This is a genomic window from Streptomyces sp. NPDC030862, from assembly GCF_055571835.1.
Map to the genome: position 1 here is coordinate 423,816 of NZ_JBVIEN010000006.1, position 25,460 is coordinate 449,275.

General features: G+C 70.5%; 17 protein-coding genes. 16 read left to right on the plus strand and 1 reads right to left on the minus strand.

The genetic code is table 11. The annotated features are described in order from the left end of the window. Positions 1 to 54: 54 nt before the first annotated feature. The 14 genes from ACZ42X_RS19035 (at position 55) to ACZ42X_RS19100 (ending at position 23,273) form a co-directional block, all read left to right on the plus strand. The gene (locus ACZ42X_RS19035; protein ID WP_468291033.1) at positions 55 to 6,903 is read left to right on the plus strand and encodes a polymorphic toxin-type HINT domain-containing protein; all 6,849 of its coding nucleotides are present in this window, start codon (positions 55 to 57) and stop codon (positions 6,901 to 6,903) included. After that, positions 6,872 to 7,360, plus strand: coding sequence for a hypothetical protein (locus tag ACZ42X_RS19040; RefSeq protein ID WP_468291036.1), 489 nt, complete (start codon positions 6,872 to 6,874; stop codon positions 7,358 to 7,360). The genes ACZ42X_RS19035 and ACZ42X_RS19040 overlap by 32 nt, the downstream gene beginning before the upstream one ends. 611 nt (positions 7,361 to 7,971) lie before the next feature. Further along, the gene (gene rplU, locus ACZ42X_RS19045) at positions 7,972 to 8,292 is read left to right on the plus strand and encodes a 50S ribosomal protein L21 (protein WP_355355993.1); all 321 of its coding nucleotides are present in this window, start codon (positions 7,972 to 7,974) and stop codon (positions 8,290 to 8,292) included. Between the two features lie 14 nt (positions 8,293 to 8,306). Further along, positions 8,307 to 8,561: a 50S ribosomal protein L27 gene (gene rpmA / locus ACZ42X_RS19050; RefSeq protein WP_093613107.1), complete on the plus strand. Its 255-nt coding sequence runs from the start codon at positions 8,307 to 8,309 to the stop codon at positions 8,559 to 8,561. A gap of 101 nt (positions 8,562 to 8,662) precedes the next feature. Beyond that, positions 8,663 to 10,099: a GTPase ObgE gene (obgE, locus tag ACZ42X_RS19055; RefSeq protein WP_468291039.1), complete on the plus strand. Its 1,437-nt coding sequence runs from the start codon at positions 8,663 to 8,665 to the stop codon at positions 10,097 to 10,099. Positions 10,100 to 10,334: 235 nt separating this feature from the next. Next, positions 10,335 to 12,356, plus strand: coding sequence for a glycosyltransferase family 4 protein (locus ACZ42X_RS19060; protein WP_468291042.1), 2,022 nt, complete (start codon positions 10,335 to 10,337; stop codon positions 12,354 to 12,356). Between the two features lie 209 nt (positions 12,357 to 12,565). After that, positions 12,566 to 14,065: an SDR family NAD(P)-dependent oxidoreductase gene (locus ACZ42X_RS19065; RefSeq protein ID WP_468291044.1), complete on the plus strand. Its 1,500-nt coding sequence runs from the start codon at positions 12,566 to 12,568 to the stop codon at positions 14,063 to 14,065. Positions 14,066 to 14,278: 213 nt separating this feature from the next. After that, entirely contained in the window at positions 14,279 to 16,429 is a 2,151-nt protein-coding gene (locus tag ACZ42X_RS19070) for a hypothetical protein (protein WP_468291047.1), read from the plus strand. Between the two features lie 199 nt (positions 16,430 to 16,628). Further along, the gene (locus tag ACZ42X_RS19075; protein ID WP_468291050.1) at positions 16,629 to 17,894 is read left to right on the plus strand and encodes a glycosyltransferase family 2 protein; all 1,266 of its coding nucleotides are present in this window, start codon (positions 16,629 to 16,631) and stop codon (positions 17,892 to 17,894) included. A 272-nt stretch (positions 17,895 to 18,166) separates the two neighbouring features. Beyond that, the gene (gene proB, locus ACZ42X_RS19080) at positions 18,167 to 19,315 is read left to right on the plus strand and encodes a glutamate 5-kinase (protein WP_468291053.1); all 1,149 of its coding nucleotides are present in this window, start codon (positions 18,167 to 18,169) and stop codon (positions 19,313 to 19,315) included. Positions 19,316 to 19,438: 123 nt separating this feature from the next. Continuing rightward, positions 19,439 to 19,942, plus strand: coding sequence for a hypothetical protein (locus tag ACZ42X_RS19085; RefSeq protein WP_468291056.1), 504 nt, complete (start codon positions 19,439 to 19,441; stop codon positions 19,940 to 19,942). Between the two features lie 192 nt (positions 19,943 to 20,134). Beyond that, positions 20,135 to 21,439, plus strand: a complete 1,305-nt coding sequence (locus ACZ42X_RS19090) for a glutamate-5-semialdehyde dehydrogenase (protein WP_468291059.1) — start codon at positions 20,135 to 20,137, stop codon at positions 21,437 to 21,439. Between the two features lie 79 nt (positions 21,440 to 21,518). Further along, positions 21,519 to 22,136, plus strand: a complete 618-nt coding sequence (locus tag ACZ42X_RS19095; protein WP_468291062.1) for an SCO2584 family spore wall biosynthesis protein — start codon at positions 21,519 to 21,521, stop codon at positions 22,134 to 22,136. Positions 22,137 to 22,199: 63 nt separating this feature from the next. Beyond that, entirely contained in the window at positions 22,200 to 23,273 is a 1,074-nt protein-coding gene (locus ACZ42X_RS19100) for an SCO2583 family membrane protein (protein ID WP_468291065.1), read from the plus strand. Between the two features lie 14 nt (positions 23,274 to 23,287). On the opposite strand, the gene ACZ42X_RS19105 is transcribed toward ACZ42X_RS19100, so the two are convergent. Further along, on the minus strand, positions 23,288 to 24,385 hold the full coding sequence (locus ACZ42X_RS19105) for a M48 family metallopeptidase (protein ID WP_468291068.1): 1,098 nt from the start codon (positions 24,383 to 24,385) through the stop codon (positions 23,288 to 23,290). A gap of 224 nt (positions 24,386 to 24,609) precedes the next feature. On the opposite strand from ACZ42X_RS19105, the gene ACZ42X_RS19110 reads away from it, so the two are divergent. After that, the gene (locus ACZ42X_RS19110) at positions 24,610 to 24,771 is read left to right on the plus strand and encodes a hypothetical protein (protein ID WP_355355970.1); all 162 of its coding nucleotides are present in this window, start codon (positions 24,610 to 24,612) and stop codon (positions 24,769 to 24,771) included. 52 nt (positions 24,772 to 24,823) lie between these two features. Then, positions 24,824 to 25,444, plus strand: a complete 621-nt coding sequence (gene nadD / locus ACZ42X_RS19115; protein ID WP_468291070.1) for a nicotinate-nucleotide adenylyltransferase — start codon at positions 24,824 to 24,826, stop codon at positions 25,442 to 25,444. Positions 25,445 to 25,460 lie beyond the last annotated feature (16 nt).

A 25,460-nucleotide genomic window follows, 5' to 3' on the forward strand; every position in this document is an offset into this window, starting at 1 on the left:
CGCTTGCTGAGCCGCCGCATGCCCAGACATACGGTCGCCGCGACAGTGCTGGGCTTGTCCTTGGCACTGTCGGCGTCGACCGTCCAGTCTGTGGCCTTCGCCGACGAGAAGGGCCGGGGCCGCCCCGGCGTCCAGGACTTCGGCGATCCCGTCGAAGGAACCCCGGGCAAGGTCAAGCCCCGCCCCGCGGACGCGGCCCGCAAGGCCGCCGCGCCGCGCCTCGGCAAGGCCGGCTGGCCGGTGCAGGGCGCCGCGGAGGTGCGGGTCGCCGGGCCCGGCGCCAAGGCGCCCGTCGTCTCGCCGGGCGGACTGCCGGTGTCCGTCAACCTGTCGCGCACCGCCGCACAGCTCAAGACCGGCGCCAAGCAGCCCGACACGGCGCCGGACAAGGTGAAGGTCGACGTCCTCGACCCCAAGCGTGCCGCCAAGCTCGGGGTAAGCGCGCTGCTCCAGGTCGAGCGCGCGGACGACGCGGCGAAGGCCGCCAAGGTGCGCCTGAACGTCGACTACTCGTCGTTCGCCGAAGGGTTCGGCGGCACCTACGGCGCCCGTCTCCACCTCGTCCAGCTGCCCGCGTGTGCCGCCTTCGCCGAGCCCGGTGGCAAGGCGTGCCCGGCGACGGCCAAGCCGCTGCCCACGGTGAACGACGCCAAGGCGCGGACGCTCTCCGCCGATGTCACCGCGGCGCCTTCGTCGGACGGCCCCTCCACGATGGCGGACACGGGCGCCTCGCTCTTCGCCGTCACCGCCGGCCCCTCGTCCGCGCAGGGCACGTACAAGGCGACCGCCCTGTCGCCCTCGGCCAGCTGGAACATGAACACCTCCTCGGGATCCTTCTCGTGGAGCTATCCGCTGCGGACGGTCCCGACGCCGGGCGGGCAGATCCCGAGCATCGGTCTCGGTTACTCCTCCCAGTCCGCCGACGGCCGGACCGCGGCGACGAACAACCAGGGTTCCTGGATCGGAGAGGGCTTCTCCTACGAACCCGGTTACATCGAGCGCCGCTACAAGCCCTGCTCGGACGACGGTCACTCCACCTCGGGCGAGCAGTGCTGGGCGTTCGACAACGCCACCATCATGCTCAACGGCAGTGCCACGGAGCTGATCCAGGACGACACCAGCAAGCAGTGGCGCCTCGCCTCCGACGACGGCACCAAGGTCGAGAAGCTGACCGGCGGCGTCAACGGCGACAACGACGGCGAGCACTGGCGCGTCACCACCCCCGAGGGCACCGAGTACTCCTTCGGCCTCAACCGCCTGCCGGGCTGGGCCACCGGCAACGAGGAGACCAACTCCACGTGGACGGTCCCCGTCTTCGGTGACGACTCCGGCGAGCCCTGCTACAACGCCACCTTCACCAGCGCCCACTGCAAGCAGGCCTGGCGCTGGAGCCTCGACTACGTCAAGGACACCCACGGCAACGTGATGTCCTACTTCTACACGCCCGAGACGAACCACTACGCGCTCAACGGCAAGACGGACGTCAACGGCACCCCCTACCACCGCGGTGGCTACCTGAAGCGGATCGACTACGGTCAGCGCGACGGCTCCGTCTACGCGGCCAAGGCCCCCGCCCGCGTCGTCTTCACCGTCGCCGAGCGGTGCCTTCCCACCGCCGACTTCGACTGCGCCGAGAGCAAGCGCACCAAGACCAACGCCGCGTACTGGCCCGACGTCCCCGTCGACCAGGAGTGCGCGCCCAACACCAAGTGCACCGTGGGCCAGACCTTCTGGACGACGAAGCGCCTGGTCGGCATCACGACGCAGATGCGCAAGGACGCGACGACGTACCAGGACGTGGACGCCTGGACGCTCACGCATCTGTTCACCGACAACGGCGACAACTCCAAGACGCTGTGGCTGTCGAAGATCGACCACGAGGGCCGGGCCGGCACCGCGGTCAAGCTGCCGTCGCTCGAGCTGTACGGCGAGACCCTCGTCAACCGCGTCGACGCGGTGGGCGACAACATCGCGCCCTTCCACCGCTTCCGGCTCTCCGCCGTTCTGAGTGAGACCGGCGCCCAGCTGGACGTCAACTACGCCCCGACCGAGTGCACCAAGGACGCTCTGCCCAAGCCGGGCGAGTCGACCAAGCGCTGCTACCCCGTCAAGTGGGCGCCGCCCGGCTACATCGAGCCGATCACGGACTGGTTCCACAAGTACGTGGTCGCCGAGATCGTCGAGACCGACCGCACCGGCGGCGGCGAGAGCCTCGTCACCCGGTACAACTACCAGGGCAACACCGCCTGGCGTAAGGCCAAGCCCGACGGCATCACCCTGGACAAGTACCTCACCTGGGGCGCCTGGCAGGGTTACGGCAAGGTCACCGTCACCAGTGGCAGCGCCGACAAGCAGTCCACCCGGGTCGACTACACGTTCATGCAGGGCATGAACGGCGACAAGGACGCGGCCGGCGCCACCCGTTCCGTGACGGTCTCGGACTCCACGGGCGCCGTGTACACGGACCACGAGGAGTTCACCGGCCACCAGCTGGAGGCCGCCACCTACGACGGCACCAAGCTGATCTCCAAGTCGATCAGCACGCCGTGGAAGCACTACACCGGCACGCAGACCCGCAGCTGGGGCACCACGCGGTCGGTGCTCGTGAGGTCCGAGACGGGCCGGGGCTTCTCCCTGCTGTCGAACGGCACCTGGCGGGAGACCAAGTCCACCACCAAGTACGACACCGCCAACCGCACGGGCCGCGTCATCGAGGTCAACGACCTCGGTGACGTCTCCATGACGAAGGACGACACCTGTACGCGTACCTGGTACGCGGACAACACGGCGAAGAACATCCTGTCCCTGCCCTCGCGCAGCGAATCCGTCGGCGTGGCCTGCACGGCCACCCCCGACCGCAGGACGCAGGTCTACGCCGACGAGCGCACCTCGTACGACAACGGAGCCTTCGGCGCCGCGCCCACCGTGGGCGACGCGACCAGGACCGAGCGCCTGACCTCGCACGACGGCACGACCGGCACCTACCAGGTCACCGGCACCACGACGTACGACGCGTACGGCCGTCCGCTCACGCAGACGGACGCGGCCGACGCGGTGACCAAGACCGCGTACACCGAGGTCAACGGCCTCCTGTCGCAGGCCAAGCACACCAATGCCCTCGGGCACGTCACCACCACGGACTACGCGCCGGCGTGGGGCATGTCGACGGGGCAGACCGACCCGAACGGCGAGCGGACCGACCTGGCGTACGACAGCCTGGGCCGCCTCACCTCCGTGTGGCTGCCCGACCGGGCGAAGATCCAGACGCCGAGCATCAAGTACTCCTACGACGTCCGGCGCGACAAGGTCGTCGCGATCAAGACGGAGAAGCTGGAGAACGGCTACACCTACGGCACGGAGTACCAGCTCTACGACGGCCTGCTCCGCCCGCGCCAGATCCAGACCGAGGGGCCCGGCGGCACCCGCATGGTGGCCGACTCCTTCTACGACGGCACGGGCAAGGTCAAGAAGACCAACGCGACCTACAACGCCGCCGGAGCGCCCTCCAGCGAGCTGCTGACCGTCCACAACGGCGAAGTGGGTGCGCAGAGCCTCGTCGAGTACGACGGCCTGGGCCGGCCCACCGCCCAGATCATGGCCGTCTCGGGCGTCGAGCAGTGGCGCACCACCACGACGTACGACGGTGAGCGCGTCCACGTCGACCCGCCGACCGGCGGCGTGCCGACGACGACCATCAACGACGCCCAGGGCAACACGGCGGAGGTGTGGCACTACCGGGGGGCCTCCCCGAGCCCGCTTCTCGGCTACGACGTCACCAAGTACACCTACACGCCGTCGAGCAAGCTGGAGACGGTCACCGACGCCAAGGGCAACGTCTGGCGTTACGAGTACGACCAGCTCGGCCGCAAGACGAAGAGCGTCGACCCGGACGCCGGTACGTCGATCGTCACGTACGACGCCCTCGACCGTCCGGTGTCCACCACCGACGCCCGGGACAAGAAGATCTCCACGGTCTACGACAAGCTCGGCCGCGTCACCTCGACGTGGCAGGGCGAGCCCACCACGGGCGTCAAGCTGACCGAGACCCGGTACGACAAGACGGGCTGGCTCGGCCTGGCGTACGCCTCGCTCAGCTACATCTCGCCGACGGAGTACTTCGCCTCGGTCGTGCAGTCGGTGGACGACTTCTACCGCCCCCTGAAGACCGCCTATGTGGTCCCCGCCTCCCAGGGCACGCTCGCCGGTACGTACGTGTTCGACACGTCCTACAACCCGGACGGCACGGTCAAGACCGCCGGTATGCCCGCTGCGGGCAGCCTGCCCGCGGAAACGCTGGCCCACGGGTACGACGAGCTCCAGCGTCCGACGACGCTGAACGGCACGACCACCTACGTCACCAACACCGTCTACTCGCAGAACAGCCACCTCCAGCAGCTGGAGCTGTCCACGGGCAGCGGCAAGAAGGTCTGGCAGACCTTCGCCTACGAAAAGGGCACGGACCGGCTGACCCGCTCCCTGGTCGACATCAGCGGCACGACCGGACCGGCCAAGGAGTCGAACTACTCGTACGACCAGGCGGGCAACGTCCTGTCCATCTCGGACACGGCGAACACCGCCTCCCCGGACGTGCAGTGCTTCGCCTACGACAGCCGTCAGCGCCTGTCGGAGGCCTGGACCCCGGCGGCCACCACGGCCGACGCGTCCGGCAACGGCACCGTCGGCTCCACCGCTCCGGTGGGCGGCACAGGCCCCAAGGCCTGCCAGGCGGCCCCAGGCACGACCGCGCTCGGCGGTCCGGCGGCGTACTGGAAGTCGTACGTCACCGACGCCATCGGCAACCGCACCTCGGAGACGGTGCACGACGTCAGCCGTGACGCGGCGAAGAACGTCACCCGCACCTTCACCTACGGCGCGGCGGGCGTGGCCGGCGACGGCCCGCACCAGCTGACCAAGGTCGTGGAGAACACCCCGACCGGCGACCGCCAGTCCACCTACGAGTACGACAACTCAGGCAACACCACCAAGCGCACCATCGGCGGCAACGCCCAGACGCTGGAGTGGACCGACACCGGCAAGCTCGCCAAGGCCACCGAGGCCAACGGCACGGCGACGACGTACCTCTACGACGCGGGAGGCAACCGCGTCCAGCGCAAGGACACGACCGGCACCACGGTCTACCTGCCCGGCATGGAGCTGAAGCTCTCCGCCGACGGCACGAAGAAGGAAGCCACCCGCTACTACACGCACGCCGGCCAGACCGTCGCCGTCCGCGGCAACGACGGCAAGGTCTCGTTCGTCGCCTCGGACCACCACGGCACGGGCGAGCTGGCCGTCGACGCGACCACCGGCGCGGTCTCGCAGCGCCGCTTCGACCCGTACGGCGTCGAGCGCGGCAAGGCCACCGGGGCATGGCCCGGGGAGAAGGGCTTCGTCGGCGGCACGATCGACGCCTCGACCGGCCTGACCCATCTGGGGGCGCGCGAGTACGACGCGGCCATCGGCAAGTTCATCTCGGTCGACCCGATCATCGACTACCTGCAGCCGCAGCAGATCAACGGCTACGCCTACGCGAACAACAGCCCGGTGACGTACGCGGACCCCAGCGGTCTGTACGTGCCGGAGTGTTTCGAGGGAGGCCTCGCCTGCAAGGGCGGCGTGCCGATCGACAACGGCAACGACCCCACCGGCTCCAAGGGCGTCGCGGCCGCCTCCTCGAACGTCGACACGGCCTCGGAGAACGTACAGAAGGCCGAGGGCCAGAGCACGGCGGCCAAGCAGCGCATCAAGTCGGCCGGCAAGGCCCTCGTCAAGATCATCCGTGACGAGCTGGGTGTGGACGCGGCGATGGACTGCCTCTCCACCGGAGACATGGGCGCCTGCGGCGAAACCCTGCTCAACATCGCGGGCAGCTTCGCCGGCGGCCTCGCCGGCAAGCTCCTCGCCAAGTACGGCGGGCCGTGGAAGTGGGACGACGCCTACAAGCTGGGCAAGCGCGTCACGGGCCTGGTAGGCGACCTCATCGGGGGCATCAAGGACCTCTGGGACGCGAGCAAGGCGATCAGCAAGGCCAAGGACGGCCTCTCGAAGGCGAAGGACGCACTCGCCGCTGCCAGGAAGAAGGCCGCAGGGGCGAAGAAGTCAGGCGAGGCCGGGTCTTGCCCCACAGCGCCGGTCAATCACAGTTTCTTGCCTAGCACTCTGGTATTGCTTGCCGACGGCACCACCAAGCCGATCGAGGAGGTCGAGCTCGGCGACAAGGTCACCGTCACGGACCCGGACACGGGCGAGACGACGGTCCGCGAGGTGGCCGGCACGATCGTCACCGAGGACGACAAGCACTTCGTCGACCTCACGATCGAAGGCGAGTCCGGCAAGCCGGAGGCGCTGATCTCCACGACGACGCACCCGTTCTGGGTGGAGTCCGAGGGCGAGTGGGTCGAGGCGGGTGATCTCCGTCCGGGCATGGCACTGCGCACGCCGGCGGGCGAAACGGTTGAGGTTGCGGACGTCCGCTACTTCGAGAAGCGCCAGCGGACGCATGACCTGACGATCACCGGCATTCATTCGTACTATGTGCTGGCGGGGGCCACGCCGGTACTCGTTCACAACAGTAACTGTGACCTTCCTGAGGGGTATACCTCTTCCCCTGCGCTCGAGGGTGACCCCTACCATCCGGACAAGGTGGCTGAGCGCAGTCGCCAGAGTCGAGAGCTGTACGCCGGGAGCGTGGCCGATCGGGCTAACGCACTTGGGTACAGGACAAGAATTCCCGCGCAGAAGGCACCGTTCAATTCGCATGGTCAGGTCGTCTTTTCCAACGGAAAGAACTACATCACGCCTGATGTCGATGGCCACAACGTGACGGACGGATGGAAGATGTTCAATCGCAGAGGGCAACGGATCGGAACCTATGACCCAGATCTCAACTACCTCAAGGAATGATGGGTTCTCCATCGAGGTGATCGACGATCCGGTTTCGGAGGGTGTGGCCCCGTCATCCTCCGATGCTGTCGCCAGGATTAGAGTCGGCAGCTTCGCGGAGACGTTCCTGATGGACCTGAGCTTCTGGTCGGTGGATGAATATCGCCGCAGCTGGGGGAGTGCCCTGAGGGAAATCGAATGCTCCGAGAAGGTGACCTCTTGCCTCATTGCTTCGATCACTGATCCGGCGGCCAGTAATTTCATCTCCTGCTGGCCTATGTATCGAGACGGGGATGTGATCCGCGTCCAGAATTCGCTCATATTTCTGGATGAGCTCAATGAACCGTTCGACCCGCAAGAGCCGTGGCGGTACGTGGAGCCTCGCCGTGAAGTCGACGAGGACGGGAACCGCATCTCCGAGTGGGTGACGAGCGCGGCCGAAGTGAGGCGGTTCCGCGAGTCCGTCTGGGGCTTGTGAGGGCACGCAAGCGCAAACGTGAAGCCCCGCCAGATCGTCTCTGTCGGGGCTTCTGCGCGTAGTGACGGCAGTAGTTGACGGCAACGTCAACGGACGGAGATGGCACAAGGCGGCGGTTCCTAGCCGTCGCCGCTTGCCGTCTCGGTGGTCTCCGGGCTGCCGAGTGCAGTGCTGAGGGTGTCCGATGGCGTCGCGAAAGCGGCGTGGCGGCCGAGTGCCGGAGGCCGTGGAAGGGTACGCGGCGGAGGCTGGCTCTGCGGAAGGGCGCGGTGAAGGTGCGGGTGGGGTCGGCCGGGTCGAGAGGTCGACCCGCCGGGGTGGTGAAGGCAAGGTTGCTGTCTCTCCAGGTTGACCCCGCCGTCTCTGGGCGTCCGGACTGGCCAACGCCCTGCCCTAAGGCAGGCCGGGGCTCGGTTTGACCCGCCCCGCCGGGCCCCGTAACCTTGACCGTCGGCGTGTTTCCATGCGCGCCAGCTCCTGAGCACCTTCCTCCGGCGGGCCATCGGCCCCGGTCGGAGAGGCCGCTCATCCACCCGGAACAGTCACGGACCTCGCCGGTCCGTGCGAGCGGCTGGCATCAGGAGTTCCCGTTCACGAGCAAGGAGAGAACCGTGTACGCCATCGTGCGCAGCGGTGGTCGCCAGCACAAGGTTGCTGTCGGCGACATCGTTGAGGTTGACAAGATTTCCACTGCCAAGGTTGGCGACACGGTCGAGCTCTCGACCCTGCTCGTTGTCGACGGCGACTCCGTGACCAGCGACCCGTGGGTGCTGGCCGGCATCAAGGTCACGGCCGAGGTCGTGGACCACCACAAGGGCGCCAAGATCGACATCCTGCGCTACAAGAACAAGACCGGCTACCGCCGTCGTCAGGGCCACCGCCAGCAGTACACGGCGATCAAGGTCACGACGATCCCGTCGGCCGCGAAGTAAGGGACTGAGGAGACATGGCACACAAGAAGGGCGCATCGTCCACCCGGAACGGTCGCGACTCCAACGCTCAGCGGCTCGGCGTGAAGCGCTTCGGCGGTCAGGTCGTCAACGCCGGTGAGATCCTGGTCCGCCAGCGTGGCACCCACTTCCACCCGGGCACGGGTGTCGGCCGTGGTGGCGACGACACGCTGTTCGCGCTGCAGGCCGGTGCGGTTCAGTTCGGTACGCACCGCGGCCGCAAGGTCGTGAACATCGTTCCGGCTGCCTAAGCCACTTACGAGAGGCGGACCTCACTTCCCGTATCGGGAAGCGGGTCCGCCTTTCGCTTGTTGCACCGAAGACAATTCCTACGTAACTGGAGGCATAGGACATGACCACCTTCGTGGACCGCGTCGAGCTGCATGTCGCCGCGGGTAACGGAGGCCACGGCTGTGCCTCCGTTCACCGGGAGAAGTTCAAGCCGCTCGGCGGCCCCGACGGGGGCAACGGCGGCCGTGGCGGCGATGTGATCCTGGTCGTCGACCAGTCGATCACCACCCTGCTGGACTACCACCACTCCCCGCACCGCAAGGCCACCAACGGCAAGCCCGGCGAGGGCGGCAACCGCTCCGGCAAGGACGGTCAGGACCTGATCCTGCCGGTGCCGGACGGCACGGTCGTGCTGGACAGGAACGGCGAGGTCCTCGCCGACCTGGTCGGCCACGGCACCTCGTACGTCGCCGCCGAGGGCGGCCGCGGCGGCCTCGGCAACGCCGCGCTGGCCTCCGCGCGCCGCAAGGCGCCCGGCTTCGCGCTCCTCGGCGAGCCCGGGCGGTCCGGCGACATCGTCCTGGAGCTCAAGACCGTCGCGGACGTGGCCCTGGTGGGCTACCCCAGCGCCGGCAAGTCCTCGCTGATCTCCGTGCTCTCCGCCGCCAAGCCCAAGATCGCGGACTACCCGTTCACCACCCTCGTGCCGAACCTGGGCGTGGTCACCGCCGGCTCCACCGTCTACACGATCGCCGACGTGCCGGGCCTCATCCCGGGCGCCAGCCAGGGCCGGGGCCTCGGCCTCGAGTTCCTGCGCCACGTCGAGCGCTGCTCGGTCCTCGTCCACGTCCTGGACACGGCGACCCTGGAGTCCGACCGCGACCCGGTCTCCGACCTCGACGTCATCGAGGAGGAGCTCAAGCAGTACGGCGGCCTCGACGACCGCCCGCGCATCGTCGTCCTCAACAAGATCGACATCCCGGACGGTCAGGACCTCGCCGACATGATCCGCCCGGAGCTGGAGGAGCGCGGCTACCGCGTCTTCGAGGTCTCGGCCGTGGCCCGCACGGGCCTGAAGGAGCTCTCCTTCGCGCTCGCCGAGATCGTCTCGAAGGCGCGCGCGGCCAAGCCCAAGGAGGAGGCGACCCGGATCGTCATCCGCCCGAAGGCGGTCGACGACACGGGCTTCTCCGTCACGCGCGAGGAGGACGGCCTCTTCCGCGTCCGCGGCGAGAAGCCGGAGCGCTGGGTGCGCCAGACCGACTTCAACAACGACGAGGCCGTCGGCTACCTCGCCGACCGCCTCAACCGCCTCGGTGTCGAGGAGCAGCTGATGAAGGCCGGCGCCCGCGCCGGCGACGGCGTGGCGATCGGCCCCGAGGACGACGCGGTCGTCTTCGACTGGGAGCCCACGATGATGTCGGGCGCCGAGATGCTCGGCCGCCGCGGCGAGGACCACCGCTTCGAGGCCCCGCGCCCCGCGGCCCAGCGCCGCAAGGACCGCGACGCCGAGCGCGACGAGGCGCTCCGCGAGTACGAGGGCTTCGAGCCCTTCTAGTCCGGTTAGTCCGGTCCCCTGGGAGCCCTCGCGGGCTCCGCGACACCGTGCCCCGGCCCCCGGAAAGCGCCGCACCGGCCTCCGGGGGCCGGGGCTTCGCGGTGCCCGGCGTCATCGTGGGCCGCCGACGGCTTGGAGGGATTGCCTCCGTTCGCGCACAACCTCAGCCGTCGAACAGCCGTCTAGCTACGAGGGGCCGAGCAGAACCGCCCCCGGCACATCGAACGGAGCGTTGATGAAGATCTCCTTCCTCATCCACACCATCTACGGCATCGGCGGCACCATCCGCACCACGCTCAACCTCGCGGAAGAGCTCGCCGACCGCCACGAGGTGGAGATCGTGTCGGTCTTCCGGCACCGCGACATCCCGCTCTTCGACATCGACCCCCGCATCACCGTCGTCCCGCTCGTCGACACCCGCCCCTCCTCGCCCACCAACGAGAAGGAGCACCCGCTCCTGCTCCAGCCCGCCGAGTTCTTCCCCCGGAACGAAGCGCGCTACAAGGAGTACGGCAAGCTCACCGACGAGCGCGTCCGGGCGCACTACGCCACCGCGGGCTCCGACGCGGACGTCGTCATCGGCACCCGCCCCGGACTCTCCGCGTACGTCGCGCAGTTCGCGCCCTCCGGCGCCGTGCTCATCGGTCAGGAGCACATGACGCACCATCACCACAAGACGGCCCTGCGCAAGGAGATGTACGCACATCTCGACGCGCTCGACGCGTACGTCACCGTCTCCGAGGGCGACGCCCGGGTGTGGCGCGAGCGGATGCCGCTGCCCGCCACGCGCGTGCTGGCCATCCCCAACAGCGTGCCGGAGCCGCCGGTCGCGCCGTCGGACGTCTCCGGGAAGACGGTCGTCGCCGCCGGGCGGCTCTCCCCGGAGAAGCAGTACCACGTCCTGATCGACGCCTTCGCCAAGGTCGTCAAGGCCCGTCCCGACTGGGACCTGCGCATCTACGGCTGGGGCACCGAGCGGGACAAGCTCCTCGCCCGCATCGAGGAGCTCGGCCTCTACAACAGCGTCCGCCTCATGGGCCCGCACTCGCCCATCGAGCCGGAGTGGGCCAAGGGCGCCATCGCCGCGTCGACCTCGCGTCACGAGTCGTTCGGCATGACGCTCGTCGAGGCGATGCGCTGCGGCCTGCCGGTGGTCTCCACCGACTGCGACTACGGCCCGCGCGAGATCCTCAAGGACGGCGAGGACGGCATCCTCGTCCCCGTGGGCGACGCCGACGCGGTCGCCACCGCGCTGCTGAGCCTCATCGACGACGAGGAACTGCGCCGGAAGATGGGCGCCGCCGCCCTGCGCAACGCCCGCCGCTTCCACCCCGCCCAGGTCGCCGAGCAGTACGAGCAGCTCTTCGGTGAGCTGCGCACCGCCGCCGCCCAGCGCGCCGAGGCCGGCGGCTACGCCCCCGTCGCCGACTGCGTGGCCGAGCCCGACGGCGCCGTGACCGTCACGCTCGCCGGCCCGCGCCGGGACGGACTCCACCTCGCCTGCGTACGCACCGACGACCGCACCGACGACCACCGCTTCCCCTTCGACTCCGAGGGCCGCGCCACCATACCGGCGGACGCCGTGTTCCACGAGGGCATCTGGGAGGGGTCGGTGGAACTGCCCGGCTCCGGGCGCCGCGTCCGCATCACCACCCGCTCCATAGACCAGCGCGGCGCGATGCGCGCCCGGGACCGCGTCACCGACGGCGTACGCACCCTCATCCCGTACCCCAGCAAGCCCAAGAAGCAGCTCCTGCTCCGCTCCTGGGTGCGCCCCGTCCACGCCGAGGCCGCCGATGTCCAGGTCTCGCGGGGAGAAATCACCGTTTCCGGTGAACTGATCGGCGCCACGCCGGCACCGGGCGCCCCCACCCTGATCGTCCGCCGCCGCGGCCGCGGCTCCGTCGACCTCACGTACCCCGGCAGCTGGCAGGGCGACGGACGGTTCCGCTTCACCTTCCCGGCCGCCGGCCCCGCCGCCCACCAGACCGCGGCCAACCAGTGGTGGGACCTGCTGGTGCGGTACGCGCCCGGCGCCGAGCCCGTCCGCCTCGCCCGCGTCCTCGACGACATCGTCGACAAGGGCCCCGTCTTCGGCTACCCCGGCACGCGGCTGCGCAAGAAGCGCCCCTACGCCCTGCTGCGCATCGCGGCCCGCAGGCTGCGGGGCCTCCCACAGCAGTACGTGCGGGTCCGCCCGGCGTACGCCGACACCAACGACCTGCTGGTCAATGTCGCCGATGTGCCGGTCAAGTAACCGGCTCCGCACACCTCCATCACACTCCGCCGTCCCCCGTGTGGCGTCGGTCACCGAACGCCCTTCCGGGTACCGGAACAACTCCCCAGGCCACGCGGTGAACACGGGGTGTCCACCCGGTGCCGGGGGCCTGCTGTCCGCCTTGCGAGACGGTCACGGAGAGTGCGACCATCAGCCCGTCCCCCCGTCGTCGCAAGGTAGGTCGTTCTGTGTCAGCGCCGCATGAAGCCAAGACCCGCACCACAGCAGTCGTCCTGGCCGGTGGTACCGGCCAGCGGGTGGGCCTCGCGATTCCCAAGCAGCTGCTGAAGATCGCGGGCAAGGCGGTCATCGAGCACACGCTGACGATCTTCGAGCAGGCCGAGTCCGTCGACGACGTGATCGTGCTGATGGCGCCCGGTTTCGTGCCCGACGTCGAGAAGATCATCGCCAAGGCCGGGCTGACCAAGGTCACCCGCGTCCTGGAGGGCGGCGCCACCCGCAACGAGACGACCGAGCGCGCCATCCGCGCCCTCGGCGAGGGGCTCGCGGAGGGCGAGGACCGCAACGTCCTTTTCCATGACGCCGTCCGTCCGCTTCTGTCACAGCGTGTGATCAAGGACTGCGTCGAGGCCCTCGACCGCTACCAGGCCGTCGACGTCGCCATCCCGTCCGCGGACACGATCATCGTGACCCGCACCCACGGCGAGGACGGCGAGTTCATCACCGACGTCCCGGACCGCTCCCGGCTGCGCCGCGGCCAGACCCCGCAGGCGTTCAAGCTCTCCACGATCCGCAAGGCGTACGAGGTCGCCGCCGGCGACCCGAACTTCCAGGCCACCGACGACTGCTCCGTCGTGCTGAAGTACCTGCCCGACGTGCCGATCCACGTCGTGCCGGGCGACGAGTACAACATGAAGGTGACGCAGCCGGTCGACGTCTTCATCGCCGACAAGCTCTTCCAGCTGGCCTCCACCGCCGCGCCCCGCCAGGCCGACGAGGCCGCCTACCGCGAGCAGCTCTCCGGCAAGACCGTCGTCGTCTTCGGCGGCTCGTACGGCATCGGCGCCGACATCGCCGCCCTCGCCGAGCGCTACGGCGCCACGGTGTACGCGCTGGGCCGCTCCACCACCGGCACCCACGTGGAGAACCCGGACCACGTCGACGCCGCGCTGGCCAAGGCGTACGCCGAGAGCGGCCGCATCGACTACGTGATCAACACCGCGGGCGTGCTGCGCATCGGCAAGCTCGCCGAGACCGACAGCGCCACCATTCAGGAAGCGCTGAACGTCAATTACCTCGCGCCCGTGCACATCGCCCGCGCGTCGTACAAATACCTGGTCGAGACCAAGGGGCAGCTGCTGCTCTACACCTCCTCCAGCTACACCCGCGGCCGCGCCGAGTACAGCCTTTACTCCTCGACCAAGGCCGCCATGGTGAATCTCACCCAGGCCCTCGCCGACGAATGGGCCGGCGATGGAATCCGGGTGAATTGCGTCAACCCCGAGCGCACCGCGACCCCCATGCGTACGAAGGCGTTCGGCCAGGAGCCGGCCGGCTCGCTGCTGTCCTCCGAGGCCGTGGCCCGGACCTCGCTGGACGTGCTGTTGTCCGAGCTGACCGGCCACGTCATCGACGTACGGCAGCAGGACCCGACCGCCGGCGCGAGCGAGGCGTCGGGCTTCGAGCAGGCCCTGGCGTCCGTTCTGGACCGTCAGGGAGATGTGTAATACTCGGCGGATCGCAGAATCTCATGATCTGGATCGCTTGATATGCAATTCGGGCCTCTGTGTCGCCTCACCGCGAATACAGGGGCCCGAGTTCGTGAACCCCCGGGTTCACGGGCCTCGAGTTCATGAACCACCGGTTCACGGGCCCGTGGCTCCTGAACCACCCCGCATCGCAATGAATAAACCGGCACCCCCCTCTGGAGCAGGTTCTTCGTGATTTCGACCGCCATTCGCCTGGTACGCGTGGGCAGCGCGTCGGAGCTGGCCGCGGCAGTCCTGATGGGACTGGGCTATCCGTGCGTCATGCTCGCCGCGCTCATCCCGAACCTCTGGTTCTTCGCGGCCGCCGGTGCCGTGACCTATGTCGCGGACTGGTATCTGCACCAGAAGAAGAGCTACTTGATCAACCGGCTGAGCAAGGTCAGAGCCGGCCTGCCGATCCGCTTCCTGCTGCGCCAGCTGCTGCTGATCCTGCTGCTCGCCCGCGAGAACCTCGCCGAGCAGCCGGTCTTCTACGCCGCCGTCGCCTGCTTCCTGCTCTTCTACGGCCTCCAGGCCCCGCAGGGCGCCCTCGCCACCCTCATCCGGCTGCGGCGCACCATGCCGGTCGTCACCCGCAACATCGACCTGCACGCCGTGCGCATCCCGGACGCCCCGCCGCGCGCCCTGCTGAATCGGTCCGCCGAGAAGATGCTGCACCTCGACATCCCGGCCGTCGCGGGCGTCATCATCGCCGCCGCCACCGGCGCCGACACCGTCGCGTACGCCGGCGTCGCCGCCACCCTCGCACTGGGCCTGCTCTACACCCTCGTCCTCGTCCCGTACCTGCGCCGCGGCCGCCGCGTGCCGGCCGCAGGCGCGGTCCTCAAGGCCGTCGGCACCTGGCTCGGCGAGTACCAGCCGACCGTCGCGCTGTACTTCTCGGGCTCCGACGACTCCGCGTACCAGGTCAACATGTGGCTGGAGACGATGGAGCAGGCCGACGGCCGGCCGATCGTCATCATGCGCGAGCGCAACCTGGTCAAGAAGCTCAACCCGACGTCCGTGCCGGTCCTGTGCGTGCCCGGCGGGCAGCACCTGATGGCGATGGACTTCTCCTCGATCCGCGTCACGCTCTACGCGGCCAACGTCGGCAAGAACATCCACATGCTGCGCGTCCCGACGATGAAGCACGTCTTCATCGGGCACGGCGACAGCGACAAGCTCGCCAGCGTCAACCCCTTCTCCAAGGTGTACGACGAGGTCTGGACCGCCGGCCAGGCGGGCCGCGACCGGTACGCGCTCGCCGACGTCGGCGTCCGCGACGAGGACATCGTCGAGGTCGGCCGCCCGCAGCTCGCGCCGATCACGACCTGGACGGGCACCCCGAAGAACCCGATCCCGACCATCCTCTACGCCCCCACCTGGGAGGGCTGGGACAACAACCCGGGCAACACCTCGCTGCTGCTGGCCGGCGAGAACATCATGAAGCGGCTGCTCAACGCGCCGAGCCCGGTCCGCGTGATCTACAAGCCGCACCCCTTCACCGGCCTGGTCAACAAGAAGGCCAAGGCCGTCGACGAGCGGCTGCAGAAGATGGTCGCCGCCGCCAACGCCGCCCGCGCCGCCGACCCGCGCTGGGCGAAGGAGACCGCCGCCGCGCAGGCGTCGCAGAGCGCGGCGCGCGCCGAGCTCACCCGTATCGAGGCCCGGATCGCCGAGCTCTGCCGCCCCGGCCGCAAGGGCGGCGACGAGGCCGAGGAGTCGCGCGTCTCGCTCGCCGACCCGCACCGCCTCGCCGAGATCAAGCGGCTGCGCGCGCAGTGGAACGACGCGTACTGGCGCTCCTTCGGCTGGTGGGAGCACCGCGTCGTCACCGGCCCCGAGCCGAAGCTCTACGACTGCTTCAACGAGTCCGACGGCATGGTCTCCGACATCTCCAGTGTCGTGTCGGACTTCATCGCGAGCGGCAAGCCGTACGCCGTGACCGACTCGGCCGAGCTCGGTGCCGACGAGTTCAAGCGCCAGAACACCGCGGTCCGCGCCGCCGTGATCCTCTCCAACAGCGCCGCCGAGCTGGACGAGCTGCTGGCGGCCGTGGCCGACCCGGCCGCCGACCTCCTCGCGGCGGAGCGGCGGCGGCTCAAGCGGTACCTGCTGGGCCCGGACGAGCCGACCTCCATGGAGCGGTTCAACGCGGCGGTCCGCGCCCTCGCCACGAAGGCGGAGGCCCGCAACCGCGGCGTGGCGCAGCGGCTGGGCGGCCAGCGGATCGGCGAGCTGGACGCGGAGGCCTCGGTGGGAGCGGACGTGGTGACCGACACCGTGGCCGAGAAGGGCGCGGAGGAGACCACGGAGGAGGCGGCCGCCCCCGTCGCGACCTGACGCGCCTGGCGCGGCCCGGACGTACACCGCCGTAGACGTCGGCGTACACACAACGGCCCGTAAGTCCCTCGTACGAAGGGGACTTACGGGCCGTTGTGCGTGCCGACACATGCGTGACACGGCTCAGGGGCACCATGACGCACTGACGGACGGCCGTCGTCCGTTTACCGTTCACCGCTTACCGCCGTAGTGGGTGCCGATGCCTGAGAACACTCCCGATGTCAGCGTGATCATCGGGGCTTACGAAGCCATGCCGTACCTGGTGAAGTGCCTGGACTCGGCCGAGGCGCAGACCATCGGCCCGGAGCGCATGGAGATCATCGCCGTCGACGACGGCTCGACGGACGGCACCGGCGAGTACCTGGAGGAGTTCGCCGCACGGTCGGCCGTGCCGACGAGGGTCGTCCGGCAGGCCAACTCCGGTGGCCCCAGCGGCCCGCGTAACACCGGCCTGAAACTGGCCCGCGGCCGGTACGTCTTCTTCCTCGACGCCGACGACTACCTCGGCGAGGAGGCCCTGGAGCGGCTCGTCGCGATGGCCGACAGGGCGGGCACGGACGTGGTGCTCGGCAAGACCGTCGGAGTCAACCGCAACGCCGCCAAGTCGATGTGGGGCCGTACCGTCGAGCGCGCCGACATCTTCACCTCCAACGTCAAGTACACGCTCAGCGCCCAGAAGCTCTTCCGGCGCGAACTGCTGGTGCGCCACGGCATGCGCTTCGACGAGTCGCTGCGTACGGGCGAGGACGCGCTGTTCACACTGGAGGCGTACCTGCGCGGCAACGGCGTCTCGGTGGTCGCCGACTACGTCTGTTACTACCTGGTGGGCCGCGAGGACGGCAAGCACGTGACGAAGACCGGGAGTTACACCCTGCGCTTCGACTCGGCGAAGGCCCTGATGGAGCTGATCGCCCGGCTCGTGCCGAAGGGCCGGAAACGCGACCTGCTGATGCTGCGGCCGTTCATCGTCACGCTGCTGCCGCAGTTCGGGCCGGTGCTGCTCAAGCAGTCGCCCGAGGTGCTGCGCCACAAGATGGAGCTGGCGGCACCGCTGATGGCCGCGTACTGGACACCGGGCGTCGCGCGCCGGCTCAAGCCCGAGGACCGGCTGCGGCTGACCTGCGTGGCGCTGAACAAGCCGGAGGCGCTGCGGGAGGTGGTCGCGTGCCTGAAGGCGGGCACGCCTCCGGAGCGCGTGCGCCGCTGGGGCCGCGCGTACCTGGCGTACCCGCACTTCCGCGACCCGGTGGCGGGCATCCCCGACGCCGCGTACGAGCTCCGCGGCGCCGGGGGCCCGCGCGCCGCCGTCCGCGCGGCCGCCCGCCGCATCCTGCGCCGCGCCTACCGCCGGACCCGGCGCCTCGCGGGCACCGCCCTGCGCCGCCTGCACCTGCGCGGCCCGCGCGCCACCGCCGGCACGCCGCGCCCGGCGACTCCCGGGGAGGCGGCACGCGAGGCGGCGTGAGGGCCGCCGCGGTCGCGAGGCCCGGGCGCGGCGGGGCGCGCGCGGGTGACGGGTACGCCGGGGGATCGGATTCGGCCGCTTTCGCGGCGGCTCCGGCCGGCGCCCAAGCAGCGAGCGCGCGCTCGCGTGGACAGGGGCCCGCGCGCCCGCCCCGGGTGGGGTCGGGTGCCCGCGCGGGGAGGGGCCCGGCGCGCCGTCGGCGTGTCCAGCGCGCTGTCCACGCGCTGAAACAGGCGCGCGCCGACCACCGCCCCTGGCATAGATTTCCCCATGTGACAGCAGTGGCAAGGCAGTACGTAACGGAAGCCCGCAGGATCGTCGTCAAGGTCGGCTCCTCGTCCCTGACCACCGCGTCCGGCGGCCTCGACGCCGACCGCGTCGACGCCCTCGTCGACGTACTCGCCAAGGTCCGCGGCGGCGGGGACGGCGGGGAGAAGGAGATCGTCCTGGTCTCCTCCGGCGCCATCGCCGCCGGCCTCGCGCCCCTCGGCCTCGCCCGCCGCCCCAAGGACCTGGCCCGCCAGCAGGCCGCCGCCAGCGTCGGACAGGGCCTGCTCGTCGCCCGCTACACCGCCTCCTTCGCCCGCTACGGCGTACGCGTCGGCCAGGTGCTGCTCACCACCGACGACACCAGCCGCCGCGCCCACTACCGCAACGCCTACCGCACCCTGGACCAGCTCCTCGCCATGGGCGCCGTACCGATCGTCAACGAGAACGACACCGTCGCCACGGACGAGATCCGGTTCGGCGACAACGACCGCCTCGCCGCGCTCGTCGCCCACCTCGTCCGCGCCGACCTGCTGGTCCTGCTCTCCGACGTGGACGGGCTGTACGACGGTGATCCGTCGAAGCCCGGCACCTCGCGGATCGAGGAGGTGCGCGGACCGGAGGACCTGGAAGGCGTGGAGATCGGTTCCGCCGGCAAGGCGGGCGTCGGCACCGGTGGCATGGTGACCAAGGTGGAGGCGGCCCGGATCGCCGCCGCCGCGGGCATCCCCGTCGTCCTGACCTCCGCCAGCCGGGCCGCCGACGCCCTCGCGGGCCGCGACACCGGCACGTACTTCCGGCGCACCGGCCGGCGCTCGGCGAACCGGCTGCTGTGGCTGGCCCACGCCTCGACCCCGCAGGGTGCGCTGCTCCTCGACGAGGGCGCCGTACGCGCCGTGGTGCAGGGCAAGAAGTCTTTGCTCCCGGCCGGTATCGCGGGCTTCGAGGGCGACTTCGCGGCCGGCGACCCCGTCGAGCTCCGCGACGCCGCGGGCCGGGCCGTCGCCCGCGGGCTGGTGAACTTCGACGCCAAGGAGATGCCGCAGCTCCTGGGACGTTCCACCCGAGAGCTCGCGAAGGAGCTGGGTCCGGCATACGAGAGAGAAGTCGTACACAGGGACGATCTGGTCGTCCTCCAGCCCCAGAACGGCTGAAAGTCCCGCCATCCGCCGGAGACCTTCACCAAAACAGCCCCACGTTCCGCTCAGGACTGGTCAACTTTGTGTCGGGGGGTAAGCGGGGTGACAGCACGAGAACGCATCAACAGGAGGCCGCCGGTGAGACGAGCGCGCCCGGGGGCACTGCCCCGAGGGACGACCGAACGCGCCCTGACGAGTGTCGAGGCCGGGGCCGATTTCGCCGACGCCGGGCTCGGTGACGCCGCCGTCAGCGACGCGGAGGCCGTCCGCGAGCCCGACCGGCAGCCCCGGGACCGCCAGATGTCGAAGCTCTGGCACATCACCCTCAGCGTCTCGGGCCAGGAGGCGCCCCTGGCGGAGGTCAGGCGGGCCCTGGAGCAGCTCGCGCACGACCACCCGTTCCTGCTGACCAGCAGATACGCCAACGACCACGCCGAGATCCGGTACTGGGAAGAGGCCCGCGACCTGCACGACGCCGCTGCGGTGGCCCTGCGGCTGTGGGGTGAGCACCGGCAGAGCGCCAAGCTGCCGCCCTGGGAGATCGTCGGCCTCGAGGTCATCGACCGGGAGACCTACCACCTGCGGATCGCGGAGGGGTACGGTCCGCCACCGGCGGCTCCCGTCGGCGTCCACCCGTACTGACCGGTGGTCGCGGCGCGCCGGTCCCGGTGGGCGATCACCGTGGGCCGGTCGCTGCCGGCCGACTGCTGCGGGCCGGCTGGTCGACGCACGCCGCACGCCGCACGCCGCGCGCCGGGGGACGATTCCGAGACGGGCGTCTCGCAGTGCGGGATATGTGACGGATGCCCGCCCTCCGCGCATTACCCTGCGGGCATGACCTCGCACTCCGCCCCCACCCCCTCCATCACGCCGTTCGACGACATGTCGCCGGTCGCCCGCGCCGCCTACCGGGCCCGCGCGGCCGCCGCCGACATCGCGCCGCTGCCGCGCGCGACGAAGGACGACGCGCTGCTCGCCATGGCGGACGCGCTGGAGGTCCGCACCAACGAGATCGTCGAGGCGAACGCCGAGGACGTGGCGCGCGCCCGCGAGGCCGGCACCAGCGAGTCGATCATCGACCGGCTCACGCTCACCCCGGAGCGCGTCCGGGCCATCGCCGCGGACGTCCGCGACGTCGCCGCGCTGCCCGACCCGGTCGGCGAGGTGGTGCGCGGCTCGACCCTCCCCAACGGCATCGACCTGCGCCAGGTCCGCGTCCCGCTCGGCGTCGTCGGCATCATCTACGAGGCCCGGCCCAACGTGACCGTCGACGCCGCAGCCCTGTGCCTGAAGTCCGGCAACGCCGTACTGCTGCGCGGCTCCTCCTCCGCGTACTCCTCGAACACCGCCCTCGTCCGCGTCCTGCGCGACGCCGTCGGCGGCGCCGGGCTCGCCGCCGACGCCGTGCAGCTGGTGCCCGGCGAGTCCCGCGACTCGGTACGGGAGCTGATGCGCGCCCGCGGCCTGGTCGACGTCCTGATCCCGCGCGGCGGCGCCTCGCTGATCCGCACCGTCGTCGAGGAGTCCACCGTCCCGGTCATCGAGACCGGCACCGGCAACTGCCACGTCTACGTCGACGCCCAGGCCGACCTCGACATGGCCGTCGACATCCTGATCAACTCCAAGGCGCAGCGGCCCAGCGTCTGCAACGCCGCCGAGACGCTCCTCGTCCACCGCGACATCGCCGACGCCTTCCTGCCGCGCGCCCTGGAGGCCCTCGCCGAGGCGGGCGTCACCGTCCACGGCGACGAGCGGGTCGTCTCGTACGGCGACGGCTCCAAGGCCACCGTCGTGGCGGCCACGCCGGAGGACTGGGAGACCGAGTACCTCTCGTACGACATCGCCGCGGCCGTCGTCGACTCGCTGGACGCCGCCGTGGCGCACATCCGGCTCTGGTCCTCCGGCCACACCGAGGCGATCGTCACCACCTCGCAGGCCGCGGCCCGCCGCTTCACCCAGCTGGTGGACTCCACGACGGTCGCCGTGAACGCCTCCACGCGCTTCACGGACGGCGGCCAGTTCGGCTTCGGCGCCGAGATCGGCATCTCGACGCAGAAGCTGCACGCCCGCGGCCCCATGGGCTTGCCGGAGCTGACGTCGACGAAGTACATCGTCACGGGCGACGGCCACACCCGGTAGCGGCGCCAGGGCGATGCGAGGGCGGGGAGGTTTCGCACTCTCCCTGCCCAAACCGCCCTCCCGCCACTACCCTGAAGGCGTGCCGGACGACGTGGGGGGCAAGCCGTTCCAGGACGGCTGGGAGCCCGACGACGACCGCGGGGGCGCGGACCAGGACTTCGCCTCCGTGGTGTTCGACGAGGACTTCGTACGGGCCGCCGCATTCCACGAACCCACCGCCGTCGAGCGGCTCTTGGCCGCCGCCCAAGCCCGGGCCGCCTCCACTGACGCCGACGGCCACGCCGACGGCCACGCCGACGGCTCGTACGATGGCGCGTACGGACCCGCCCCCGCGTGCGGCTGCGCAAGCGAGTACGGCGACGGCGACGACCGCTGCCGGGGCCACTGCCAGGGACCGTACGGCCCGCACGGCGGCACCCTGCGCCCGTACCGGCCCAGCGCCCGCTGGCACCGTCCGGTGGCCTGGGTCCTGGCCGTGCTCCTGGGCGTCGGCATGGTCGCCCTCGCCTTCGCGGCCGTGTACCGCGGGGCCTCCGGCAGCCGCGACGACCAGGTCCCGGCCCCGGCGACGACCGGCGCGACCGGCATGTCCGGGAGGACCGGCTCCGACGAGCCGCACGCGACCGCGTCCGCCCCCTCGGCCTCCGCCGCCCACACCGCCCCGGCACCTCTCCCGGCGGCACCGCACACGCCCTGAAACCGCCCTGAGCGCCCTCCCGAGGCGCGTTTACGGGAGGTCCCGCCGACCTACCCTGAAGGTATGGCACGGAGTGGCGACCCGCCCGAGGGGGCGCCCGAGGGGCTCCCTGGCGGTGGCGAGGACGAGTACCGATCCGTCGTCTTCGACGAGTCGTTCGTCCGTGCTGCCCGGCTCCAGGAGTACTCCGCGCGGGAGCGCCTGGCCGAGCACACCGAGGCCGTACGCCGCCGCCCCGCCTGGCGGCCACGCGGCGGTTCCCGCCCCGGCGCGCTCGCCCTCGTCCTGGTCGTCGCCCTGGCCTTCGCCGCCGCCATCTACGCGGGCGCCCGCCCCTTCCAGCCACTGCCCGACCGGCCCGCCGAGCCCCTGCGCAGCACGATCGTCCCGCTGGCCCCGCGGGGCCCCGTTCCGGGCGGCGACCCCGACGACCTGTACGCGCGCAGCCCCGCCGCCGCGTTCCACAGCGGCGCCGCCGGTGTCGCGCTGCCCCCGGCGCGCCGTACCACCCACTTCACGGAGAGCCAGGTGGTGGCCGCGCTGCACACCGTGCAGGACTACCTGGTGCGGTCGGCGCTCACCCCGGACGTCCTGACGGGAGGCTCCGTCCGGCCGGTGCGGCTGCTGCTCGACCCCGACCAGCTGGCGCAGTTCGATCGCAGCGTCACGTCGCCGGCCGACGACGGGCGGCACGCGGCGACCGGCTGGCTGGTGCGGTTCGACCCGGACGAGGTGGCCCTGGCGACCACCGCCGTACGCGCACGCGGCACCATCCGCGTGACCGAGGGGCTGTCCGACGCCCTGGAGGTGACGACGGACCACACCTTCGTCTACGCGCTGCGCCCGGCCGCGGCGGACGGCGACACGGCCGCCGCCTCCCTCTTCACCGTCCGGCGCGAGCTGCGTTTCCGCTTCGACCGGGAGGATCTGCGGATGCACCGCACCGAGCTGGTGAGCAGCCGTGTGCTGGCGGGACCGCAGTCCTGCTCGGCCGACGTGGCGGGCGCGATGCGACCGCTGCTGGCCGGCCGGAGCGCCACCGCGGAGGGCCCCGCGGTCACCGATCCGTACGCCAGGGACCGCGCCGCCACCCCGCTCTGCGGCACCCTGGCCCCCCACGCCCAGCCGACCGGCTGAACCCGGCGGCCGGCTCAGGCGTCGCCGCGCTCGCCGCCCGCCGCACCGCCGCCGCTTCCCGCGCTGTCGCCATTGGCACCGTTGCCGCCGTTGCCGCCGGTGAACCGGTCGCGGAGCTTCCCGCCCAGGTCACCAGCGCCGCCGGCTATGTCCCCGACCAGCTTCATCAGCGGGTCCTTGCTGGTGCGCACCGACTCGGCGTAGTGGGACGCCGACTCGCGGAAGGAGTCCGTGACGGAGGTGTCCTTGTCGTCCGCGCGCCGCGGGTAGTGCCCGTCCATGATCCGCTGGTAGTCGCGGCTCTCCGCCCACTTCTTCAGCTCGGCCGCCCGGACCGTGGTGAACGGGTGGGAGCGCGGCAGCACGTTGAGAATCTTCAGCACCGAGTCGCGCAGATCACCCCCGGCCTCGTACTCCTCGGCCTGCTCCAGGAACGCGTCCACGTTCATCTCGTGCAGGTGGTTACCGCCGGCGATCTTCATCAGGCCGCGCATCGACGCCCGCAGGTCCTGCCCGACCAGCAGCCCGGCCCGGTCCGCCGAGAGCTCCGACTTGCGGAACCACTCCCGCAGCGCCGTCACGATCGCCATGATCGCCACGTTCCCCAGGGGGATCCAGGCGACCTTGACCGCGAGGCCGGTGAGGAACAGCAGCACCGTGCGGTACACCGAGTGGCCCGACAGAGCGTGACCCACCTCGTGGCCGATGACCGCCCGCATCTCCTCCTCGTCCAGCAGCTCCACCAGCCCGGTGGTGACCACGATGATCGGCTCGTCCAGTCCGATGCACATGGCGTTGGGCTTCGGGTCCTGCGTGACGTACATCGACGGGACCTTCTCCAGGTCCAGGATGTAGCAGGCGTCGCGCAGCATCGCGTGGAGGTGGGCGAACTGCGCGTCGCTCACCCGCACGGAGTCGGAGAGGAAGAGCAGCCGCAGACTGCGCTCCGGCAGCAGGCCGCTCAGGGCCTTGAAGACGGTGTCGAAGCCGCTGAGCTTGCGCAGCGCGACGAGCGCCGAGCGGTCCGCCGGATGTTCGTATGCGCGCGAGGAGATGCCCGGAAAGCGCGTGCGCTGCCTGCTCGGCACGTTTTCGGCACTGCTGTCTGCCATGGATGATGCCCCCTCTTCGTACAAGCCCCGCCTCGTCCCCCTGACGCACCCCAGAGTAGGTGCTGGCGCCCTCGGGCAGGCGGCCTGTGGATAACTGTGAACTCAGACGCGGGGGACGGCCCGGAAGATGACAACGCCTGAGTCGGCGTGAGCGTGCCCGGAGCGCCCGCATACGATGTGCGCGAAGTCTCCGCTCCGATTCCCGATGGATAGGCCTTCCGAAGATGAGCATCCCCAGCACCGCCGCCTCCCTCGTCACGCTCGCCGAGGGCTCCGAGCACGGCGGCAACCACGAAAGCCTCAGCCCCTACCTCACCGGTATCGGTGCCCTCGTCGCGCTCCTCCTGCTGCTGTGGATCACCACGCGTTTCAACCGCGACCGCTGAGCCCCGGGCCGCCGGGACCGGGCGCGCCGCCGTGCCAGTAGGCTCTGCACGCATGGGAGACCAGGAAGTGCCTACCAGTCCCGGCAAACGCCGACTCGGCGTGATGGGTGGGACATTCGACCCGATCCATCACGGACACCTGGTGGCCGCCAGCGAGGTGGCCGCGCTGTTCCACCTGGACGAGGTGGTGTTCGTGCCGACCGGACAGCCGTGGCAGAAGACCCACAAGACGGTGTCCCCGGCGGAGGACCGCTATCTGATGACGGTCATCGCCACGGCGTCCAACCCGCAGTTCTCGGTGAGCCGCCTCGACATCGACCGGGCGGGGCCGACGTACACCATCGACACCCTGCGGGAACTGCGTGCCCTCAATGAGGACACCGACCTCTTCTTCATCACCGGGGCGGACGCGCTCTCCCAGATCATGCCGGGATGGCGCAACGCCGAGGAGCTCTTCTCCCTCGCCCACTTCATCGGGGTGACGCGCCCGGGCCACGACCTGTCGGACGACGGGCTGCCCAAGGGCGGGGTGACCCTGGTCGAGGTGCCGGCGCTGGCCATCTCGTCCTCCGACTGCCGGGCGCGGGTCGCGGCGGGCGATCCGGTCTGGTACCTGGTGCCCGACGGCGTGGTGCGCTACATCGACAAGCGCCAGTTGTACCGCGGCGAGTGAGCCACGGAGAGGGGCA

Excerpts from the sequence above, each read along its gene's own strand:
- ACZ42X_RS19090 (WP_468291059.1), top strand. The coding sequence starts at position 20,135 with ATGACCTCGCACTCCGCCCCCACCCCCTCCATCACGCCGTTCGACGAC.
- ACZ42X_RS19100 (WP_468291065.1), top strand. The coding sequence starts at position 22,200 with ATGGCACGGAGTGGCGACCCGCCCGAGGGGGCGCCCGAGGGGCTCCCT.
- ACZ42X_RS19110 (WP_355355970.1), top strand. The coding sequence starts at position 24,610 with ATGAGCATCCCCAGCACCGCCGCCTCCCTCGTCACGCTCGCCGAGGGC.
- ACZ42X_RS19060 (WP_468291042.1), top strand. The coding sequence starts at position 10,335 with ATGAAGATCTCCTTCCTCATCCACACCATCTACGGCATCGGCGGCACC.
- obgE (WP_468291039.1), top strand. The coding sequence starts at position 8,663 with ATGACCACCTTCGTGGACCGCGTCGAGCTGCATGTCGCCGCGGGTAAC.
- ACZ42X_RS19040 (WP_468291036.1), top strand. The coding sequence starts at position 6,872 with ATGACCCAGATCTCAACTACCTCAAGGAATGATGGGTTCTCCATCGAG.
- rpmA (WP_093613107.1), top strand. The coding sequence starts at position 8,307 with ATGGCACACAAGAAGGGCGCATCGTCCACCCGGAACGGTCGCGACTCC.
- ACZ42X_RS19105 (WP_468291068.1), bottom strand. The coding sequence starts at position 24,385 with ATGGCAGACAGCAGTGCCGAAAACGTGCCGAGCAGGCAGCGCACGCGC.
- ACZ42X_RS19075 (WP_468291050.1), top strand. The coding sequence starts at position 16,629 with ATGCCTGAGAACACTCCCGATGTCAGCGTGATCATCGGGGCTTACGAA.
- nadD (WP_468291070.1), top strand. The coding sequence starts at position 24,824 with ATGGGAGACCAGGAAGTGCCTACCAGTCCCGGCAAACGCCGACTCGGC.